General features: G+C 65.7%; 18 protein-coding genes and 1 riboswitch. Of the genes, 11 read left to right on the forward strand and 7 right to left on the reverse strand.

Annotated features, from left to right (window positions below):
* Positions 1 to 7 precede the first annotated feature (7 nt).
* The 5 genes from narI to HALO32_RS02975 all read left to right on the forward strand — a co-directional run bounded on the left by narI (position 8) and on the right by HALO32_RS02975 (position 3,241).
* A complete protein-coding gene (gene narI / locus HALO32_RS02960; protein WP_151442299.1) occupies positions 8 to 691 on the forward strand; it encodes a respiratory nitrate reductase subunit gamma in 684 nt (227 codons plus the stop codon).
* 4 nt (positions 692 to 695) lie between these two features.
* Complete coding sequence (locus tag HALO32_RS02965; RefSeq protein WP_151442300.1) at positions 696 to 1,517, forward strand: peptidylprolyl isomerase; 822 nt, start codon at positions 696 to 698, stop codon at positions 1,515 to 1,517.
* 90 nt (positions 1,518 to 1,607) lie between these two features.
* Entirely contained in the window at positions 1,608 to 2,201 is a 594-nt protein-coding gene (moaB, locus tag HALO32_RS02970; RefSeq protein ID WP_151442301.1) for a molybdenum cofactor biosynthesis protein B, read from the forward strand.
* Entirely contained in the window at positions 2,198 to 2,320 is a 123-nt protein-coding gene (locus HALO32_RS18210) for a hypothetical protein (protein ID WP_267902485.1), read from the forward strand. The genes moaB and HALO32_RS18210 overlap by 4 nt, the downstream gene beginning before the upstream one ends.
* Before the next feature lie 177 nt (positions 2,321 to 2,497).
* A complete protein-coding gene (locus tag HALO32_RS02975) occupies positions 2,498 to 3,241 on the forward strand; it encodes a Crp/Fnr family transcriptional regulator (protein WP_151442302.1) in 744 nt (247 codons plus the stop codon).
* Positions 3,242 to 3,245: 4 nt separating this feature from the next.
* On the opposite strand, the gene HALO32_RS02980 is transcribed toward HALO32_RS02975, so the two are convergent.
* Positions 3,246 to 3,722 (reverse strand): thioesterase family protein, encoded by a 477-nt coding sequence (locus tag HALO32_RS02980; RefSeq protein ID WP_151442303.1) that lies wholly within the window; start codon positions 3,720 to 3,722, stop codon positions 3,246 to 3,248.
* 113 nt (positions 3,723 to 3,835) lie between these two features.
* On the opposite strand from HALO32_RS02980, the gene HALO32_RS02985 reads away from it, so the two are divergent.
* From HALO32_RS02985 to HALO32_RS02995, 3 genes are all read left to right on the forward strand, one after another.
* Positions 3,836 to 4,603 (forward strand): sulfite exporter TauE/SafE family protein, encoded by a 768-nt coding sequence (locus HALO32_RS02985; RefSeq protein WP_151442304.1) that lies wholly within the window; start codon positions 3,836 to 3,838, stop codon positions 4,601 to 4,603.
* Positions 4,604 to 4,767: 164 nt separating this feature from the next.
* Positions 4,768 to 6,174, forward strand: a complete 1,407-nt coding sequence (locus tag HALO32_RS02990; protein WP_151442305.1) for a D-alanyl-D-alanine carboxypeptidase — start codon at positions 4,768 to 4,770, stop codon at positions 6,172 to 6,174.
* Positions 6,175 to 6,285: 111 nt separating this feature from the next.
* The gene (locus HALO32_RS02995) at positions 6,286 to 7,161 is read left to right on the forward strand and encodes a DMT family transporter (protein WP_225809699.1); all 876 of its coding nucleotides are present in this window, start codon (positions 6,286 to 6,288) and stop codon (positions 7,159 to 7,161) included.
* Positions 7,162 to 7,165: 4 nt separating this feature from the next.
* On the opposite strand, the gene thiE is transcribed toward HALO32_RS02995, so the two are convergent.
* The 4 genes from thiE to dauA all read right to left on the reverse strand — a co-directional run bounded on the left by thiE (position 7,166) and on the right by dauA (position 10,911).
* Complete coding sequence (gene thiE, locus HALO32_RS03000; protein ID WP_151442306.1) at positions 7,166 to 7,786, reverse strand: thiamine phosphate synthase; 621 nt, start codon at positions 7,784 to 7,786, stop codon at positions 7,166 to 7,168.
* Entirely contained in the window at positions 7,776 to 8,582 is an 807-nt protein-coding gene (gene thiM / locus HALO32_RS03005; RefSeq protein ID WP_151442307.1) for a hydroxyethylthiazole kinase, read from the reverse strand. Before thiM ends, thiE begins: the two co-directional genes overlap by 11 nt.
* Positions 8,583 to 8,618: 36 nt before the next feature.
* Positions 8,619 to 8,719, reverse strand: a riboswitch (TPP riboswitch).
* A gap of 40 nt (positions 8,720 to 8,759) precedes the next feature.
* Entirely contained in the window at positions 8,760 to 9,038 is a 279-nt protein-coding gene (locus HALO32_RS03010) for a hypothetical protein (protein WP_151442308.1), read from the reverse strand.
* A 118-nt stretch (positions 9,039 to 9,156) separates the two neighbouring features.
* Positions 9,157 to 10,911, reverse strand: a complete 1,755-nt coding sequence (dauA, locus tag HALO32_RS03015) for a C4-dicarboxylic acid transporter DauA (RefSeq protein WP_151442309.1) — start codon at positions 10,909 to 10,911, stop codon at positions 9,157 to 9,159.
* A gap of 188 nt (positions 10,912 to 11,099) precedes the next feature.
* Between dauA and HALO32_RS03020 the strand changes: the two genes are divergently transcribed.
* The gene (locus tag HALO32_RS03020) at positions 11,100 to 11,297 is read left to right on the forward strand and encodes a CopG family transcriptional regulator (RefSeq protein ID WP_151442310.1); all 198 of its coding nucleotides are present in this window, start codon (positions 11,100 to 11,102) and stop codon (positions 11,295 to 11,297) included.
* Between the two features lie 340 nt (positions 11,298 to 11,637).
* Here HALO32_RS03020 and HALO32_RS03025 read toward each other — a convergent pair whose 3' ends face one another.
* Positions 11,638 to 11,982 (reverse strand): hypothetical protein, encoded by a 345-nt coding sequence (locus tag HALO32_RS03025; protein WP_151442311.1) that lies wholly within the window; start codon positions 11,980 to 11,982, stop codon positions 11,638 to 11,640.
* A gap of 262 nt (positions 11,983 to 12,244) precedes the next feature.
* Here HALO32_RS03025 and gloA point away from each other — a divergent pair, with 262 nt between their 5' ends.
* A complete protein-coding gene (gene gloA / locus HALO32_RS03030; protein ID WP_151442312.1) occupies positions 12,245 to 12,778 on the forward strand; it encodes a lactoylglutathione lyase in 534 nt (177 codons plus the stop codon).
* A gap of 102 nt (positions 12,779 to 12,880) precedes the next feature.
* Entirely contained in the window at positions 12,881 to 13,849 is a 969-nt protein-coding gene (locus HALO32_RS03035) for an ABC transporter substrate-binding protein (protein WP_151442313.1), read from the forward strand.
* 89 nt (positions 13,850 to 13,938) lie between these two features.
* On the opposite strand, the gene HALO32_RS03040 is transcribed toward HALO32_RS03035, so the two are convergent.
* On the reverse strand, positions 13,939 to 14,676 hold the full coding sequence (locus HALO32_RS03040; RefSeq protein WP_151442314.1) for a dioxygenase family protein: 738 nt from the start codon (positions 14,674 to 14,676) through the stop codon (positions 13,939 to 13,941).
* Positions 14,677 to 14,726: the final 50 nt, after the last annotated feature.

Below are 14,726 nucleotides of genomic sequence, written 5' to 3' on the forward strand. Positions count from 1 at the left end.
AAACGTCATGTTTAGCGAATACCTGCAACACCTGCTCTACGGCTACTACCCGTACCTGGCCGGTACGGTATTCCTGGTCGGCAGCCTGCTGCGTTTCGATCATGGCCAGTACACCTGGAAGACCGGTTCCAGCCAGATGCTCTCGTCCAAGAACATGCGCCTGGCCAGCAACCTCTTCCATATCGGCATCATCGTGATCTTCTTCGGCCACCTGTTCGGCATGCTGACCCCGCATTGGGCCTACGCGCCCTTCCTGTCGGCGGGTGCCAAGCAGGTACTGGCTATCGTCATCGGTGGCATCGCCGGGGTGATGTGCCTGGTGGGTGGCGCCATGCTGCTCTACCGCCGCATGACCAACCCGCGGGTCAAGGCCTCCTCCGCGCCGATGGACAATGTCATCCTCGGGCTGATCGTCTTCCAGGCGGCGCTGGGCGTGATCAGCGTGTTCTTCTCGCTGGGCCATCTGGACGGCGCGATGATGCTTACCCTGGCCGCCTGGGCACAATCCATCGTCTTCTTCAGCGGCGGCGCGGCGGACTTCATGGCCGAGGTCTCCTGGATCTACAAGGTCCATGTCTTCCTCGGCCTGACCATCATCCTGCTGTTCCCGTTCTCGCGCCTGGTGCATGTGTGGAGCGTGCCTTTCGGGTATATCACTCGCCGTTACCAGCTGGTTCGCAAGCGGGGCTGACATCATGTTGAAGATCGATATCGAGCAGATTCCGGGGGACACCAGTCCCCCACCCATCCGGGTCGGCGAGGCCACCATCGCGGAGGCCGACATAGCCGAAGAGATGCAGTACCATCCGGCGGACAGCGCCGGCACGGCCCAGCTCAAGGCGGCCCGCGCCCTGGTGGTGCGTGAGCTGCTGCGCCAGCGGGCGGTGGCCCTGGGTGTGGCCGAGGCCGCCGGAGAGGCGGTCGACGAGGCGGATGTCGCCATCGCCGAACTCCTGGAGCGGGACCTGGAGGTGCCCGAGCCCGCCGAGGAAGACTGCCGCCGCTTCCACGCTGCCCATCCCGAGCGCTTCAGCGAACCCACCCGCCTGCGGGTACGCCACGTGCTGCTGGCCGCGGCCCCGGACGACGCCCCGGCCCGCGACGCCGGCTATCGCCTGGGCGAAAAGCTGGTCCGCGAGTTGCAGGAGGTGCCCGAGCGCTTTACCGAGTTCGCTCAGCGCCACTCCGCCTGCCCCTCCAGGGAGGAGGGCGGCGACCTGGGCTGGCTGGCCCCCGGCCAGACCGTGGCCGAGCTGGACCGCGCCCTGCAGCATCTGCCCGAGGGACTCCATGACCGTCCGCTGGCCTCGCGCTATGGTTGGCATATCGTCAGCATCGACCAGCGCGTCGAGGGGCGTGAGTTGCCCTACGAGCAGGTGGCCGAGCACGTCCGCCACAGCCTGCGCGAGCAGGCCACCCGCCGGGCCCTGCGCCACTACCTGCTGGCGCTGGAGGCCGAGATCGGTGTCGACGGCATCAGCCTCGATGACGACAGCGCCAGTGCCCTGATGCAGTAGCCACATGAAGGGGGCCGGCCTGGCCCCCTCGACGTTTCCGACTCTCCTTTCCATGACGCCGCTCGCGCCGCGGGCGGCGAGGAGGACCCCATGGCCCATGTTCACGCCAATACCCCCTTCGTCCCGCTCGGCATCGCCGTGCTGACCGTTTCCGACACTCGCGGCTTCGACGAGGACGGCAGCGGCGACCTGCTCGGTGAACGACTTACCGAAGCCGACCACACCCTGGTGGAGCGACGTATCGTTCCCGACGACGTCTACCGCATCCGCGCGGTGGTCTCTACCTGGGTGGTGCGCGAGGATATTCAGGTAATCCTGGTCAACGGTGGCACCGGCTTTACCTCACGCGATACCACCCCCGAGGCGCTCACGCCGCTGTTCGACAAGGCGGTTGACGGCTATGGCGAGCTCTTCCGTCAGCTCTCGCTGGAAAGCATTGGCACCTCCACCATCCAGTCCCGGGCGGTGGCCGGGCTGATCGACCACACCCTGGTGTTCGCCATGCCCGGATCGCCCAAGGCGTGCGCCACCGCCTGGGACGGCATCCTGGCAGCCCAGCTTGATGCGCGCACAAGGCCCTGCAACTTCGTCGCCATGGTGCTGCCGGAGAGCACGCCCTGCGCCAGCCGCCAGGCTGCAACCTCGCCGAGCGAGGCGGAAGCCGGCGAGGGGATCGACGCATGAACTGCGGTTGGGCGGAGGTCGTCACGACGCCCTCCGGCCTGGCGGTGACGCTGCGTGTGCCGGCCGGCGTCGGCGGGTCCGCGTGGCCCTGGTCAGTACCGACACCGCAGCTGATCTGAGTCAATGTTTTGCGCGGGCGAGCGAAGAAGTCGATCTGGTAGTGTGTACGAGTGGAGCCTCGGTAGGGGAAGAGGATCATGTGCGCCCGGTGCTGGACGGGACCAGCGGCGCTCCCGTGGCACGCCTGGCCGGTGGCGACCTGATCGTTGACTCCAATAATAATGTGGAGGAAGGCCATGTCTACGGATACTGCCCCGGTGCTCAGTTCCTCGTCTGAGCTGTTGTTCCGCCCCCGTCAGCTTCGCGATCTGGTACGTGGGGTGCCCTGGTTGGGCGACCTCGACGATGACCAGCTAGAGGACCTGCTGGAAGACAGCCAGGTGTGTACCCTCAAGGCCCGCGAGTGGCTGTTCCGCCAGGATGCACCGGCCGAATGGCTCTACGTGGTGATTAGCGGTGTGGTGCGCCTGGTGCGCAGCGCCGGCGATGGCCGATTGGCGACCATCCGCTGCGTGGAGCGTGGCGGCACCCTGGGTGAGCTGAGCATGGTATCCAGCGCCGGCGTCTATCTCTACTCCGCCGAGGCCTTGCGTCGCACCCATGTGCTGTCGATCCCGGCGGCGCGCTGCCGCCAAATCATGGACCGTCAGCCCGCCTGCCGGGCGGAATTCATGAGCCGCCTGGCCCTGGAGCTCACCGAGCGTCTCGAGGACATGGCCCTGTTGACCCAGGCCGATGCCATGGCGCGCCTGGTCAGCTATATCCTGCGCCAGCTTCCGACGGGCCGCGCCAGGGGGCCGCGCGTGGTCCGGCTGACGATCCCCAAGCGCTGGCTGGCCGCTCAGCTGGCCATGACGCCGGAGACGCTGTCGCGCCTGCTGGCCAAGTTGCGTGAAGAGGGTTTCATCAATATCGATCGTCAGCGCCTGGTGGTTCTGGACGAGCAGAAGCTGCGCGATCTCATGCTGAGCCACGATTGAAAGACTACACCACCCATCCTGGGTCACCACGACGGATGCCGATGGTGCGCCCGGCGAGTTCCGGCCAGGCGTCTCGCGCGGCATGGGGCACTGCGCCGATGGCGTCCTCGACGAGCTTGGGTAAGGGCGCTGGACGACCACTCTCCCGGCCCATGCCCATCAGCATCTGCTCGCTGGTGGCCAGCAGGTTGCCTTCCATGTCGAGCAGCTCGAAGAAGACATGCAGCCGCTTGGCGTCGCGATCCAGCAGGGTCAGGGTAGCCTCGAGCGGTTGCCCTTCGTGGGCCTCGCGGCGGTAGCAGAGATGGCTCTCCAGGGTGTAGATCGTGACGCCATGCTGCGCGCGGCCGGCATCATCCAGGCCGATACGGTCCATCAGTGCCTCCACTGCCAGGGAGAAGACTCTGGCGTATTCGGCATCGTTCATGTGGCCGTTGTAGTCGACCCACTCCGGGCGGACTCGGATTTCGAGTAGTGTCATCAGATTCGCCCCTCCAGGCCTTCGGCTTTCTGCACCAGGTCGAGATAGCTCACCGTTGGCGGAAATCCTCGTTAGTATGGGCCGCTGTCTTACGCCTTGGCAGGGAGTGCATGATGGCGCTGCTGGACGTTCTCTCGCCGCTCTCGGCGGGGATCAACCTTCTACTGATCGTGATCTCGGTCTTCACCTCGGCCTTTACCGCCGCGGTGGGTGTCGGGGGCGGGGTGCTGATGATCATGGCACTGGCTCAGGTGATGCCGGCGGCGGCGCTGATCCCGGTCCACGGTATGGTGCAGTTTGGCTCCAATGTCGGCCGCACGGCGATGACCTGGCGTCATGTCGATCGTGCCATGCTCGTTGCCTTCATACCGGGGGTGTTGCTGGGTGCGCTGGCCGCTGCCTGGTTGCTGGTGCGTCTGCCGGCGGGAGTGCTGGAGTTGAGCATCGCCGCCTTCGTGCTCTTCACCTGCTGGGGGCCAGGGCTGCCGAAACGGGCCTTGGGGCGGTGGGGCGTGTTGGTCGTCGGCGCCGTCACCACACTGCTCTCCAGCCTGGTAGGCGCCAGCGGTCCCGTAGTGGCCGCCTTCATCAAGCAGAGCCAGGAAGGGCGCCTGGCCAAGGTGGCGACCTTCTCCGCCTGCATGCTGCTGCAGCACCTGACCAAGGCCTTCGTCTTCGGGGTGGCGGGCTTCGTCTTCCGCGATTGGCTGCCGCTGATGCTGATGATGGTGGCAGCGGGCTTTGTCGGCACCTGGCTGGGCCTGCGCCTCCTGCATTGGCTCCCGGAGCACCGCTTCGACATCTTGTTCAAGTGGGCGCTGACGCTGCTGGCACTGCGCCTGGTGTGGCTAGGCGGGCAGCGGCTGGCAGGGGCAGGGTGATAGTTTTTCTCAATCGAATAGGGCGCCGGCCCAGTGGGCATTAACAAAAGGAAGGGGTAAAAAGGCGAAAAGTCGGGAAAAGTCCGCTTTCTTACCTGTACAGTGCCCAATAGACAGCCATAATGGCATGGTGCAACGGTAAAAAAATCTCGAGGGAACGCGACATGGTGCCTATCACAACAATCAACCGGCGCCCGAGAGCGGGCATCTTCGCGCTGCTGGCCTGCCTGCTGCTGGCTGCCTCGGCCGTCCAGGCCAATCCCCGCTATGCCGGTATCGTCATCGATGCCGACAGCCAGGAGATCCTCTACGCCGAGAATGCCGACAAGCCGCGCTATCCCGCGTCGCTGACCAAGATGATGACGCTCTACCTGATGTTCGAGGCACTGAAAGAGCGCCGATTGAGCCTGAATCAGCCGCTGCCCGTCTCGTCCTATGCGGCGTCCAAGCCTGCTTCCAAGCTCTACGTGAAGTCCGGCTCCACCATTCCCGTGGAGAAGGCCATCGAGGCGCTGGTCATCAAGTCGGCCAACGATGTGGCCGTGGTGGTGGCCGAAGCCCTGGGCGGCAGTGAAGGGAATTTCGGTCGCATGATGACCGACAAGGCGCGCGAGTTGGGCATGACACGCACCACCTTTCGGAATCCTAACGGGCTGCCCGATTCCGAGCAGGTCACCACGGCACGCGACATGGCAGTGCTCGCCCGGCACCTGATGCGTGACTTCCCTCAGTACTATCTCTATTTCTCGCGGACGAGTTTCACCTGGCGGGGCAAGACCATTACCGGCCACAATCGCCTGCTGGACAACTACCCCGGTGCCGACGGCATGAAGACGGGTTTCATCCGCGCCTCGGGCTTCAACGTGGCCACCTCGGCGGTGCGTGGCGAACGTCGCCTGCTGACCGTGGTGATGGGTGGCTTCAGCGCCGCCTCGCGGGATGCCCACACCGCCGACCTGCTGGATCGCAGTTTCCTGCGTGCTTCGCTGGCCGATGGCAGGGGCTGGCTGGCGAGTGCGGATATCACCGGAGGGCGGTTGATGCCGGGCGACCCTCAGGCCCCAGGGCAGCCAGTCGGCGACCGGGTTCGTCTGGCCAACCTTGGCACATCGACCACTACCTCACCGGCCCCATCTCCGGTTGCGGCGGCGTCGACGGCGGACGTGGCTGTGCAGAGACAGGTGGCGTCGCGGGTCGCCCGCGTCGAATCGCCTGTCTCCACCGCCATGGAGGGCCTGGAGCAGGGCTCGGCCGACGACCCGATCCGCGAACTGATGGCCAGCACCACGGCATCGGCGGATCCCGCCCCGGACGTCTCCGTCCGGCGAGGGAGCTGGGGTGTGCAGGTCGGGGCCTTCAGCGATGCCGGCCATGCCCGTACCCTGGCGTCCCGTGCCGCCCATCAGCTGGCCAGCGAGCTGACCGACGCTCGGGTCGCCGTGGCCGACGCCGAGAAGGCCGGGATCTACCGCGCACGCCTGGTGGACATGAACGAGGGGCAGGCTCATACCGCCTGCCGTCGCCTAGTGGCCCAGGGCATGGAGTGCATGGTGGTCCAGGCCAGCCTCTGAGGGCTTGCCCTACGGCACGTCACCGACTAGCGTAGTGATCTTCACCCACCCCGCCGGCCCCAGGCCGGCGGGGTGGCATCGTTTCGGGATCGGCCAATGGAGGGCAGCGGCGTGTCATCCTCATTCAAGGGCATCGGCTTCATGTGCCTGGGTGTGCTCTGTCTGGCCATCGGCGATGCTATCGCCAAGTGGCTGGGGGAGGTGCACTCACCGCTGCAGATCATCTTCTTTCGTACCCTGGTGTCGCTGCCCCTGATTGCGCTGCTGGCGTATTTCGGCGGTGGCCTGCTCAAACTGCGAACTCGCCGCCCGGGTCTCCATCTGCTCAGGGGGCTGATCTACACCGGCACCATGGGCTTTTTCGTCCTGGGCCTGACACTCTTGCCGCTTGCCGAGGCGACCGCCATTGCCTTCGTCGCTCCGATGTTCGTCACGCTGCTTTCGGTGCCGCTGCTTGGGGAGCGGATCGAGCGGCAGGTCCTCGCTGCGTCGCTGCTGGGGTTTCTCGGCGTGATGATCATCGTTCGCCCGGGTGGCGCAGCCTTTCAGATGGGCTCGCTGGTCATGATCGGGGCCGCACTCTTCTACGCGCTGATGATGATCACCGCGCGACGCTGGGGCGGCACCGAGCACCTATGGGCCATGGTCTTCTACATGACACTGGTGCCCTTTGTTCTGACCGCCCTGGCGCTGCCCTGGGTGTGGCAGACGCCCCATCCCTGGCACTGGCCAGCATTCTTGGGTTCGGGCATCTTCGGGGTGGGCGCCACGGCCTCCATTACCATGGCCTTCCGTCATGCTCCGGCCGCCATTGCCGCCCCTTTCGACTACACCGCCATGCTCTGGGCGGTACTGCTGGGCTGGTGGTTCTGGGGCGAGATGCCGGATATCTGGGTGTTTATCGGCAGCGCCCTGATCATCGGCAGCGGCCTGGCCATCGCCTACCACGAACGCCGCACCACCCTGAAGCGTCGACCGACCTCCTGACCACTCAGCGTCGTGGCGAGCAGAATGCGCGTGCCGCGGCTTCGGGGTCGGGAGCGCCGCAGATCGCGGAGACCACCGCCAGGCCTTGGGCGCCAGCCTGGTGCGTCGCGGCCACGTGCTCGGCCTTGAGGCCGCCGATGGCCACGGTGGGTAAGGGGCTGGCCGCCACCAGGCTTGCCAGCCCCTCGAAGCCCAGTGGTTCGGCGTGATCATGCTTGCTGGGAGTCGCGAATACCGGGCCCAGACCCAGGTAGTCGAGGTGCTCGGCATCGACGCGGACCATCTGCTCATGGGTCTGTACCGAGAGCCCGAGTATCGCCTCCGAGCCCAGCGCTCCCCGGGCTCTGGCTACGTCGCCGTCGTCCTGGCCGATGTGCAGGCCGTCGGCACCGCAAGCCAGAGCCACCTCCAGTCGATCGTTGATGATCAGCGGCACGCCGCTACCGGCCAGCGCGGTCTTGAGCTGGCGCGCCTGGTCGATCAGTTCGGCATCGCGGGCCTGCTTGTCACGCAGCTGCACCATCGTCACACCGCCGCGCACTGCCGCCATCACGGTTTCCACCAGCCCGAGGCCTGCGCAGCGCCCCCGGTCCGTGATCAGATAAAGCGACAGATCAAGGCGCATCGTCCACCTCCAGGCGGGCCCGTGCGGCCAGGGTTTCGCCATCGAGGTGAAAGAGGGCGTCGAGGAAGGCCACGGCGAAGCTGCCCGGGCCATGGGCGACCTCACCGGCCAGCTCGCCCGCCGCGGCGTAGCAGGCCAGTGCCGCTACCGTCGCCTCGAAGGGGTCATCGGCGCCGGCCACGAAAGCCGCCACCACGCCGGTCAGGGCGCAGCCCAGGGTAGTGACCCGGGGCATCAGCGGGTGACCGCCCCGGAGGCGGACGACGCGCCGACCGTCGGTCACCAGGTCCACCTCGCCGGTAACGGCGACCACCCCGGCCGTCTGATGAGCCAACCGGCGAGCGGCCTCGAGAGCGGCTTCGGCCGGGTCGGTGCTGTCCACGCCGCGTCCGCCACCGGCCTGTCCCGCCAGGGCGATAATCTCCGAGGCGTTGCCGCGGATCACGTCCGGTGAAAGCGCCAGCAGTCGCGCGCCGGTCTCGCGGCGATAGCGCGTGGCGCCCACCGCCACGGGATCCAGCACCCAGGGGCGTCCCGTCTCACTGGCGGCCACGGCAGAGGCCTCCATGGCGTCGACCCAGTGAGGCGATAGAGTGCCGATGTTGATGGTCAGGGCGCCGGCCAGCGCGGTGAACTCGGCGGCCTCCTCACGGGCATGGACCATGGCCGGCGAAGCGCCGATGGCCAGCAGCACATTGGCCATGCTGTTCATGGCCACGTGGTTGGTGATGTTGTGGATGAGCGGGCTGGTCTCACGCACCCGCGCCAGGTGCGCGGCGGGATCGATGGAATGCATAGAGCCTCCCCGGCGCGGGAAGTGCAGGTCGGCAGGGGCCCGGGCTGCACGACTCCCTACGCCGGCATTATCCGGGTCAGGTTCCGAGGGTGCCTCTCAGCCGTGGCGATGTTGCCACGGCGCCCCTGTCGTCTGCTGTCACTATCCCTGCCCGCATTCCGGCTGTAAAGGGTGGGCTCAGGCCAGCAGATGGAAGCCGGACAGGGTGATCAGGCTGGCCAGTACCAGGCTGTTGACGGTATCCACGCCTTCCTCCTCCAGCCAGCGGCTCGGGTTGAACAGGGCGAGTGCCATGGTGCCGAGCGTGGCCAGCCCCAGCGGCAGCTCGATGGGTGGCCAGCCGGCGGCCAGCGCACCCACGGCCAGCAGCAGCACGCCAGTGGCGATCAGCATCAGGCCCCCCGTGCCTACCGGTGAGTTCGGCGAATCGGTGGTATCGATCGTGGCCGTGCTCATGGTGGTGTCTCCTCGTTCGGGTCGACTGAATACGTCTCCTGCCCGTGACGCTAACGAGGTTCTATTAAGGATCGCTTAAGGCGTGATGACCGTTGGATGTCAGTGGTGTGGCCGTTGTTCAGGCGCTCCGGTCGAGCCAGCGCAGGGCCACCTTTCGGGCGTGGGGCAGTTCCCGGCACCAGGTCAGCCGTCCGTGAGTCCGGCGGATGCCGGCGCGGCGCAGCGTGACGAGAATCCGTGCCGGCAGCCCGACCAGCACCAGGGCGACCCCCTCGCGATGCATCTCGTCGATCAGCGCCTTGAGGGCCACGATGGCGGTGCCATCCATGCTCGGCACGTCATGCATGTCGAGGATGACGATCCGCACGTTCGGGTCCACCATGCGCAGCGAGGTGAGTGCTTTCTCGGCGGCGCCGAAGAACAGCGGGCCGTTGATATCGTAGAGAGTGACCTCGTCGGGCAGCGGACCGATGCTGGCATGGGTCGTCGCGTCGACACGCTCGGTCTGGGTCAGCAGCGACATGCGCCGGACGAAGAGGGCGGCGGCGAGCCCCATGCCCACGGCCACGGCCAGCACCATGTCGAAGACCACGGTCAGGGTGAAGCAAGTCACCAGGATGGCCACATCGCCTGGCGGAGCCGAGCGCAGGGTATGCACGAAGTGGCGGGCTTCGCCCATGTTCCAGGCGACGATGAACAGCAGTGCCGCCAGCGCGGCCATCGGTACCAGCCCCAGCAGCCCCGCCAGGGCAACCACCGCCAGCAGCACCACCAGCGCATGCACCACTGCCGCGATCGGCGAACGGGCGCCGCTGCGAATATTGGTGGCGGTACGAGCGATGGCGGCCGTGGCGGTGATGCCGCCGAACAGTGGCGCAACGATGTTGCCCAGCCCCTGGCCGATCAGCTCGGCGTTGGGATCGTGCCGGGTCCGGGTCAGGCCATCGGAGACCACCGCGCACAGCAGCGACTCGATCGCGCCCAGCATGGCGATGGCGAAGGCGGGCCCCAGCAGGGCCCTAATCAGTTCGAAGCTCAGTTCCAGGGGTTCGCCATCCGCACCGGGAAGCCGCCAGGGGGCCACGAAGCTCGGCGCGATCGGGGGAATGCCACTGCCCGTTTCTCCCTGGGCCTCCCAGGTGAAGCGCGAGGCGATGGTCTCCACCAGGTTCCCCGTGCTCGGGTCGCCGATCCAGCGGTTGACCGCATAGGCCACCAGTGCCCCGACCACCAGCCCGATCAGAGGCGCCGGCACCGGCATATTCAGGCGCGGCCAGAGCAGCATGACACCCAGGGTGAAGGCGCCGATTCCCAGCTCCAGCGGATCCAGGCTCGGCAGCGAGGTGAGGATCCGTCCCAGATTCTCGACGAAGTGCTCGCCCAGTTGCCCGGCCTCAAGGCCCAGGAAGTCGGGCACCTGGAGTGCCGCGATCACCACCGCGATCCCCGCGGTGAAGCCTAATACCACGGGATAGGGTACGTACTGGATGAGGCGTCCCATGCCAGCGATCCCTAATCCCACCAGGATCAGGCCCGCCATCATCGAGGCGATCAACAGGCCACCCAGGCCGTACTGCTGGACAATGGGAAAGAGGATGACAACGAACGCCGCCGTCGGGCCCGAGACATTGAAACGTGACCCGCCGGTCAACGCGATGATGGCGCCGGCGACGATGGCCGTGTAAAGGCCGTGCTGAGGAGGAACGCCGGTGGCGATAGCCAGGGCCATGGAGAGCGGCACCGCCACGGTGCCGATGGTCAGCCCCGCCAGGACATCGCGGCGCAGGTCGTCCAGGCCATAGCCGTCTTGCCAGGCCGCACGCAGGCCGGTGGCGATGCCGGGAAGTCTAGGGAACGGTCGGTGGCGTGCCATGCCTGGGCTCCTTCTTGGCAGTCGTCCCCCGTGCAAGGATCGGTGGTGGCATACCCTGGGGGATCGATTCGGTCTTTTATGTGAATAACATTAACATGTCGTTAGCATTCTTGACCAAATCTTCCCTGGCATTGCCGTGGCCGGCAGTAGACATTAACATTTCATGATAATGTTTCTGGAGAATCATGATGGAAAGTAAAACTGCGCGCCTGACCCTGCTGATCGACCCGCACAAGAAGCGGGCCTTCGAACAGCTCTGTGCGGCCCAGGACCTGACCCCCTCCCAGGTAGTGCGACAGTTGATTCGCGACTATCTGCGCGATCATGGCGTGGAATACGAGACCCGCGCCGACCAGGCCACAGGCGACACGCCGGAGCAGGAGTGAGGGACGCTCCCGGCAAGAGCGTGAGAGTGTCAGCCAGCAGCGATTGCCTGGGAGCTTCGTTCCTGACTTGGTCTCGGGTACAGGGCATGCACGGTATCGACTGACGACGGCAGGCTGCTCATGGCCAGACGCACCTCGTCGTTGCGACCCTGCTCGTGCAGATGGTCGCCCAAGAAACAGAGGCTATAGAGCCCGTCAGTAGCTGGCTCGGCAGGGGAGAGAGGAGGATATCGGGACCATGCATCGGGGCGTCTCCATGACGTTTCCCGATACTCTGGTCCTGGCAACTTAACGTCTGCTTAAGGGAACGGCAGAATCATCGGCCTCGCGTTACCACCCATCAGCGAAAGGCGATACGCGTGCCGCTGGCCAGCATTTCGTCCGGTGAGAGGGCATGACCCGGTACGCCGATCATCTCGTCACCGCACTGGTCGCCCCAGGTCAGCACGCCGTGGGTCAGGCCGATGCCGCCGAGCAGATCGCGGATCTCGCCGGTGCCGAGGAAAGTGCGAGTCTTTCCCTGGCTGTCGGAGAGTTCCGAAACGTCATTGGCGTGGTGGAACCGCACCGTGTAGATGCCATCCATCGATTCGACCTCGACGATCGGCGTAAGGCCGTGGGCGATGGCATTGGCGATTTCCTTGAGAGTGACATGGTCACCCAGCTGATAGGCCGGGATGGACATGGGGTTGCCTCTTTCAGTATTGGTATATGTATAACTAGTGTAGAAGGATGCCTGGCCATATCAAGAGACCTCACTGGTATCCGTTGCCGGGTCTGTGACAGCGCGCGCAGAATGTGTATATACCTTATAAAGGAAATGGCGGTCTGGACGCTGTGGCATGGTCCATCCGCTGGGGTGGAAAAGGGGGTGGAAAAGCGCCCTAGATGCCCTCATCTTTGATTCGTCAATCATTCACCTCTGCAATCAGCAAGAAGGAGTTTCCATGAGCTTTCAGGGAGAACAGCACCTCGGTGTCCAGGCGCCCACCGCCGATAGCGAGGGCTTTCGCCTCAATCACACCATGTTGCGGATCAAGGACCCCGAGAAGGCGCTGGCCTTCTATACCCGGGTCTTCGGCATGCGGGTACTACGTCGGCTCGACTTCGAGGAGATGCAGTTCTCCCTCTACTTCCTGGCCAACCTGGAGGAAGACACCGCCTTGCCCGAGGACGACAGCGAGCGCACCGTCTGGACCTTCAGCCAGCGCGGTCTGCTCGAACTGACTCACAACTGGGGCACCGAGGACCAGGAAGGCTTCGCCTACCATGACGGCAACGCCGAACCCCAGGGCTTCGGCCACATCTGCTTCTCGGTACCGGATCTTCCCTCCACCGAGGCCTGGCTTGATGCCAACCAGGTCGAGTTCGTCAAGCGCTCGGACCAGGGCAAGTTAAAGGACGTGGTCTTCGTCAAGGACCCGGACGGCTACTGGATCGAGGTGGTCGAGGCCGCGCGCATGGCGGGCAAGGGCGCCTGAGCTTGCTGCGTCGTCCCGGCGGGGCGGTCTTTGCCTTGTACGGCTCATAGGGATAAGGTCCTCATCCTGTTTGTTCATGGCATGATCTGCCAAGGAGATTCGATGAAAGTGCTTATCCGTCCACTGAACCTCGCCCTTGCCGGTACCCTGCTGGCTGCCGCGCTGGCCTGGAGTTCCGCTGCCCTGGCCGAAGAGCCTGCCGAAGTGCGCTTCTCGGTCCCCGCCTGGCCCGGCGTGACCGTAAAGAGTGCCCTGGCCGGCCAACTGCTGGATGCCCTGGGCTATGAGACCCGCCAGCAGGAGTTGGGCTCGACCATCACCTACGAAGCCCTAACCCAGGGTGAACTGGATGCCTTCCTCGCCGCCTGGCTGCCTGCCCAGCAGGCGATGTTCGATGCCACGATGGAAAAAGGCGCCATCGTCGACCTCGGCAACAACGTCGAAGGCGCACGCCTCGGCTTCGCCGTTCCGACCTACGTCCATGAGGCCGGTGTGACCTCCGCCGAGGATCTGGCCGACGAGGAGATCGCCGAGAAGCTCGATCGCACCATCTACTCCATCGAGGTGGGCTCCGGCATGAGCGATACCCTCAACGAGGCGGTGGAAGAGGATACCTACGGCCTGGGCGACTGGAAGCTGTCCGAGACCTCCACGCCCGGCATGCTCAGCGCCGTGGACTCGGCCATCAACCGGGAAGAGTGGATCGTCTTTGCCGGCTGGACCCCTCACTGGATGAACATCGAGTACGACCTCGAGTACCTGACCGATACCCAGGACATGTGGGGGCCGGACGGCGGGCGCAGCGACGTGCGCACCCTGGTGACCAGTGATTTCGCCGAGGCCGGTCCCAATGCCACCCGGCTGCTCGATCAGCTCAGCTTCACGGCCGATGATCAGAGCGCGATGATTCGCGGCTTCAGCCACGAGGAGCGTGAGCCGGAGGCGGTGGCGCTGGACTGGATTCGCGACAATCCCGGCAAGATTCAGGCCTTTCTGGAAGGTGTGACCACGCGCGACGGTGAGCCGGGCTGGCCCGCCGTGCAGCAGGCGCTGGAGATCCCCGACGCCTGAAGCTACCGCGCGACGCGCACTACAACGAGGCCGTCCCATGGGGCGGCCTCTTTCGATCTGGCCTGGCCCTTCTCGGGTTGCCGCGGCCCTCAAGCGAAGGCATAAAGGTCCATGGCCAGTACCCCGTGCTCCACGCTGTGATGCAGGCGTTCGGCCTTGCCGCCGGCGCCCATGGCCACCAGCAGCGGCTGGAAGTGCTCCGGTGAGGGGTGGTTCTTGCGTGCCTTCGGGGCCGCTTCCCAGTCGAGCAGGGCGTCACGATCGTCGGCTTCCAGGCGGTCATGAATCCAGTCGGCGAACTCGCCGACCCAGGCCGGCATCGGCGCCTCCAGGGCCTGCAGTGCCGCCAGGTTGTGGGTCAGGCTGCCCGAACCGATCACCAGTATGCCCTCCTCCCGCAAGGCGGCGATATTCTCGCCCAGGGCCACCAGCTCGGCATTCGGCCACTCCACCGGCAGCGACAGCGAGACCACCGGGATATCGGCCTCGGGATACATCAGCATCAGTGGCACCCAGGCGCCGTGGTCCAGGCCGCGCTCGGTGGGCACGGCGTTGAGCTCACGGGCCAGGCGCATCGCCAGCTCGGGTTCGCCCGGGGCGGGATACTGGCAGTCGAAGAGCGCCTGGGGGAAGCCCCCGAAGTCATGGATGGTCTCGGGGCTTGCACTGGTGCTCACCAGCAGCTGCCGGCTTTCCCAGTGGGCCGAGACCACCACGATGGCCGTCGGCTGCCACGCGTTGCCCAACTGGCGCAGGAAGTCGTGGGCCGGCCCGGGGGTCAGGGCCAGCATGGGGGAACCGTGGGAGATGAAGAGGCTCGGTAGCATAGGGCGTTCCAGCGAGGGATTTTCTTCAGAATAGCGTCTCGTGCTGAAAC

The sequence above is a fragment of the Halomonas lysinitropha genome, from assembly GCF_902500215.1.
GTDB classification, from domain to species: Bacteria; Pseudomonadota; Gammaproteobacteria; order Pseudomonadales; family Halomonadaceae; genus Halomonas; species Halomonas lysinitropha.

Coding starts and splice junctions, on each gene's coding strand:
- narI (WP_151442299.1), top strand. CDS start 8: ATGTTTAGCGAATACCTGCAACACCTGCTCTACGGCTACTACCCGTAC.
- HALO32_RS02965 (WP_151442300.1), top strand. CDS start 696: ATGTTGAAGATCGATATCGAGCAGATTCCGGGGGACACCAGTCCCCCA.
- moaB (WP_151442301.1), top strand. CDS start 1,608: ATGGCCCATGTTCACGCCAATACCCCCTTCGTCCCGCTCGGCATCGCC.
- HALO32_RS18210 (WP_267902485.1), top strand. CDS start 2,198: ATGAACTGCGGTTGGGCGGAGGTCGTCACGACGCCCTCCGGCCTGGCG.
- HALO32_RS02975 (WP_151442302.1), top strand. CDS start 2,498: ATGTCTACGGATACTGCCCCGGTGCTCAGTTCCTCGTCTGAGCTGTTG.
- HALO32_RS02980 (WP_151442303.1), bottom strand. CDS start 3,722: ATGACACTACTCGAAATCCGAGTCCGCCCGGAGTGGGTCGACTACAAC.
- HALO32_RS02985 (WP_151442304.1), top strand. CDS start 3,836: ATGGCGCTGCTGGACGTTCTCTCGCCGCTCTCGGCGGGGATCAACCTT.
- HALO32_RS02990 (WP_151442305.1), top strand. CDS start 4,768: ATGGTGCCTATCACAACAATCAACCGGCGCCCGAGAGCGGGCATCTTC.
- thiE (WP_151442306.1), bottom strand. CDS start 7,786: ATGCGCCTTGATCTGTCGCTTTATCTGATCACGGACCGGGGGCGCTGC.
- thiM (WP_151442307.1), bottom strand. CDS start 8,582: ATGCATTCCATCGATCCCGCCGCGCACCTGGCGCGGGTGCGTGAGACC.
- HALO32_RS03010 (WP_151442308.1), bottom strand. CDS start 9,038: ATGAGCACGGCCACGATCGATACCACCGATTCGCCGAACTCACCGGTA.
- dauA (WP_151442309.1), bottom strand. CDS start 10,911: ATGGCACGCCACCGACCGTTCCCTAGACTTCCCGGCATCGCCACCGGC.
- HALO32_RS03020 (WP_151442310.1), top strand. CDS start 11,100: ATGGAAAGTAAAACTGCGCGCCTGACCCTGCTGATCGACCCGCACAAG.
- HALO32_RS03025 (WP_151442311.1), bottom strand. CDS start 11,982: ATGTCCATCCCGGCCTATCAGCTGGGTGACCATGTCACTCTCAAGGAA.
- gloA (WP_151442312.1), top strand. CDS start 12,245: ATGAGCTTTCAGGGAGAACAGCACCTCGGTGTCCAGGCGCCCACCGCC.
- HALO32_RS03035 (WP_151442313.1), top strand. CDS start 12,881: ATGAAAGTGCTTATCCGTCCACTGAACCTCGCCCTTGCCGGTACCCTG.
- HALO32_RS03040 (WP_151442314.1), bottom strand. CDS start 14,676: ATGCTACCGAGCCTCTTCATCTCCCACGGTTCCCCCATGCTGGCCCTG.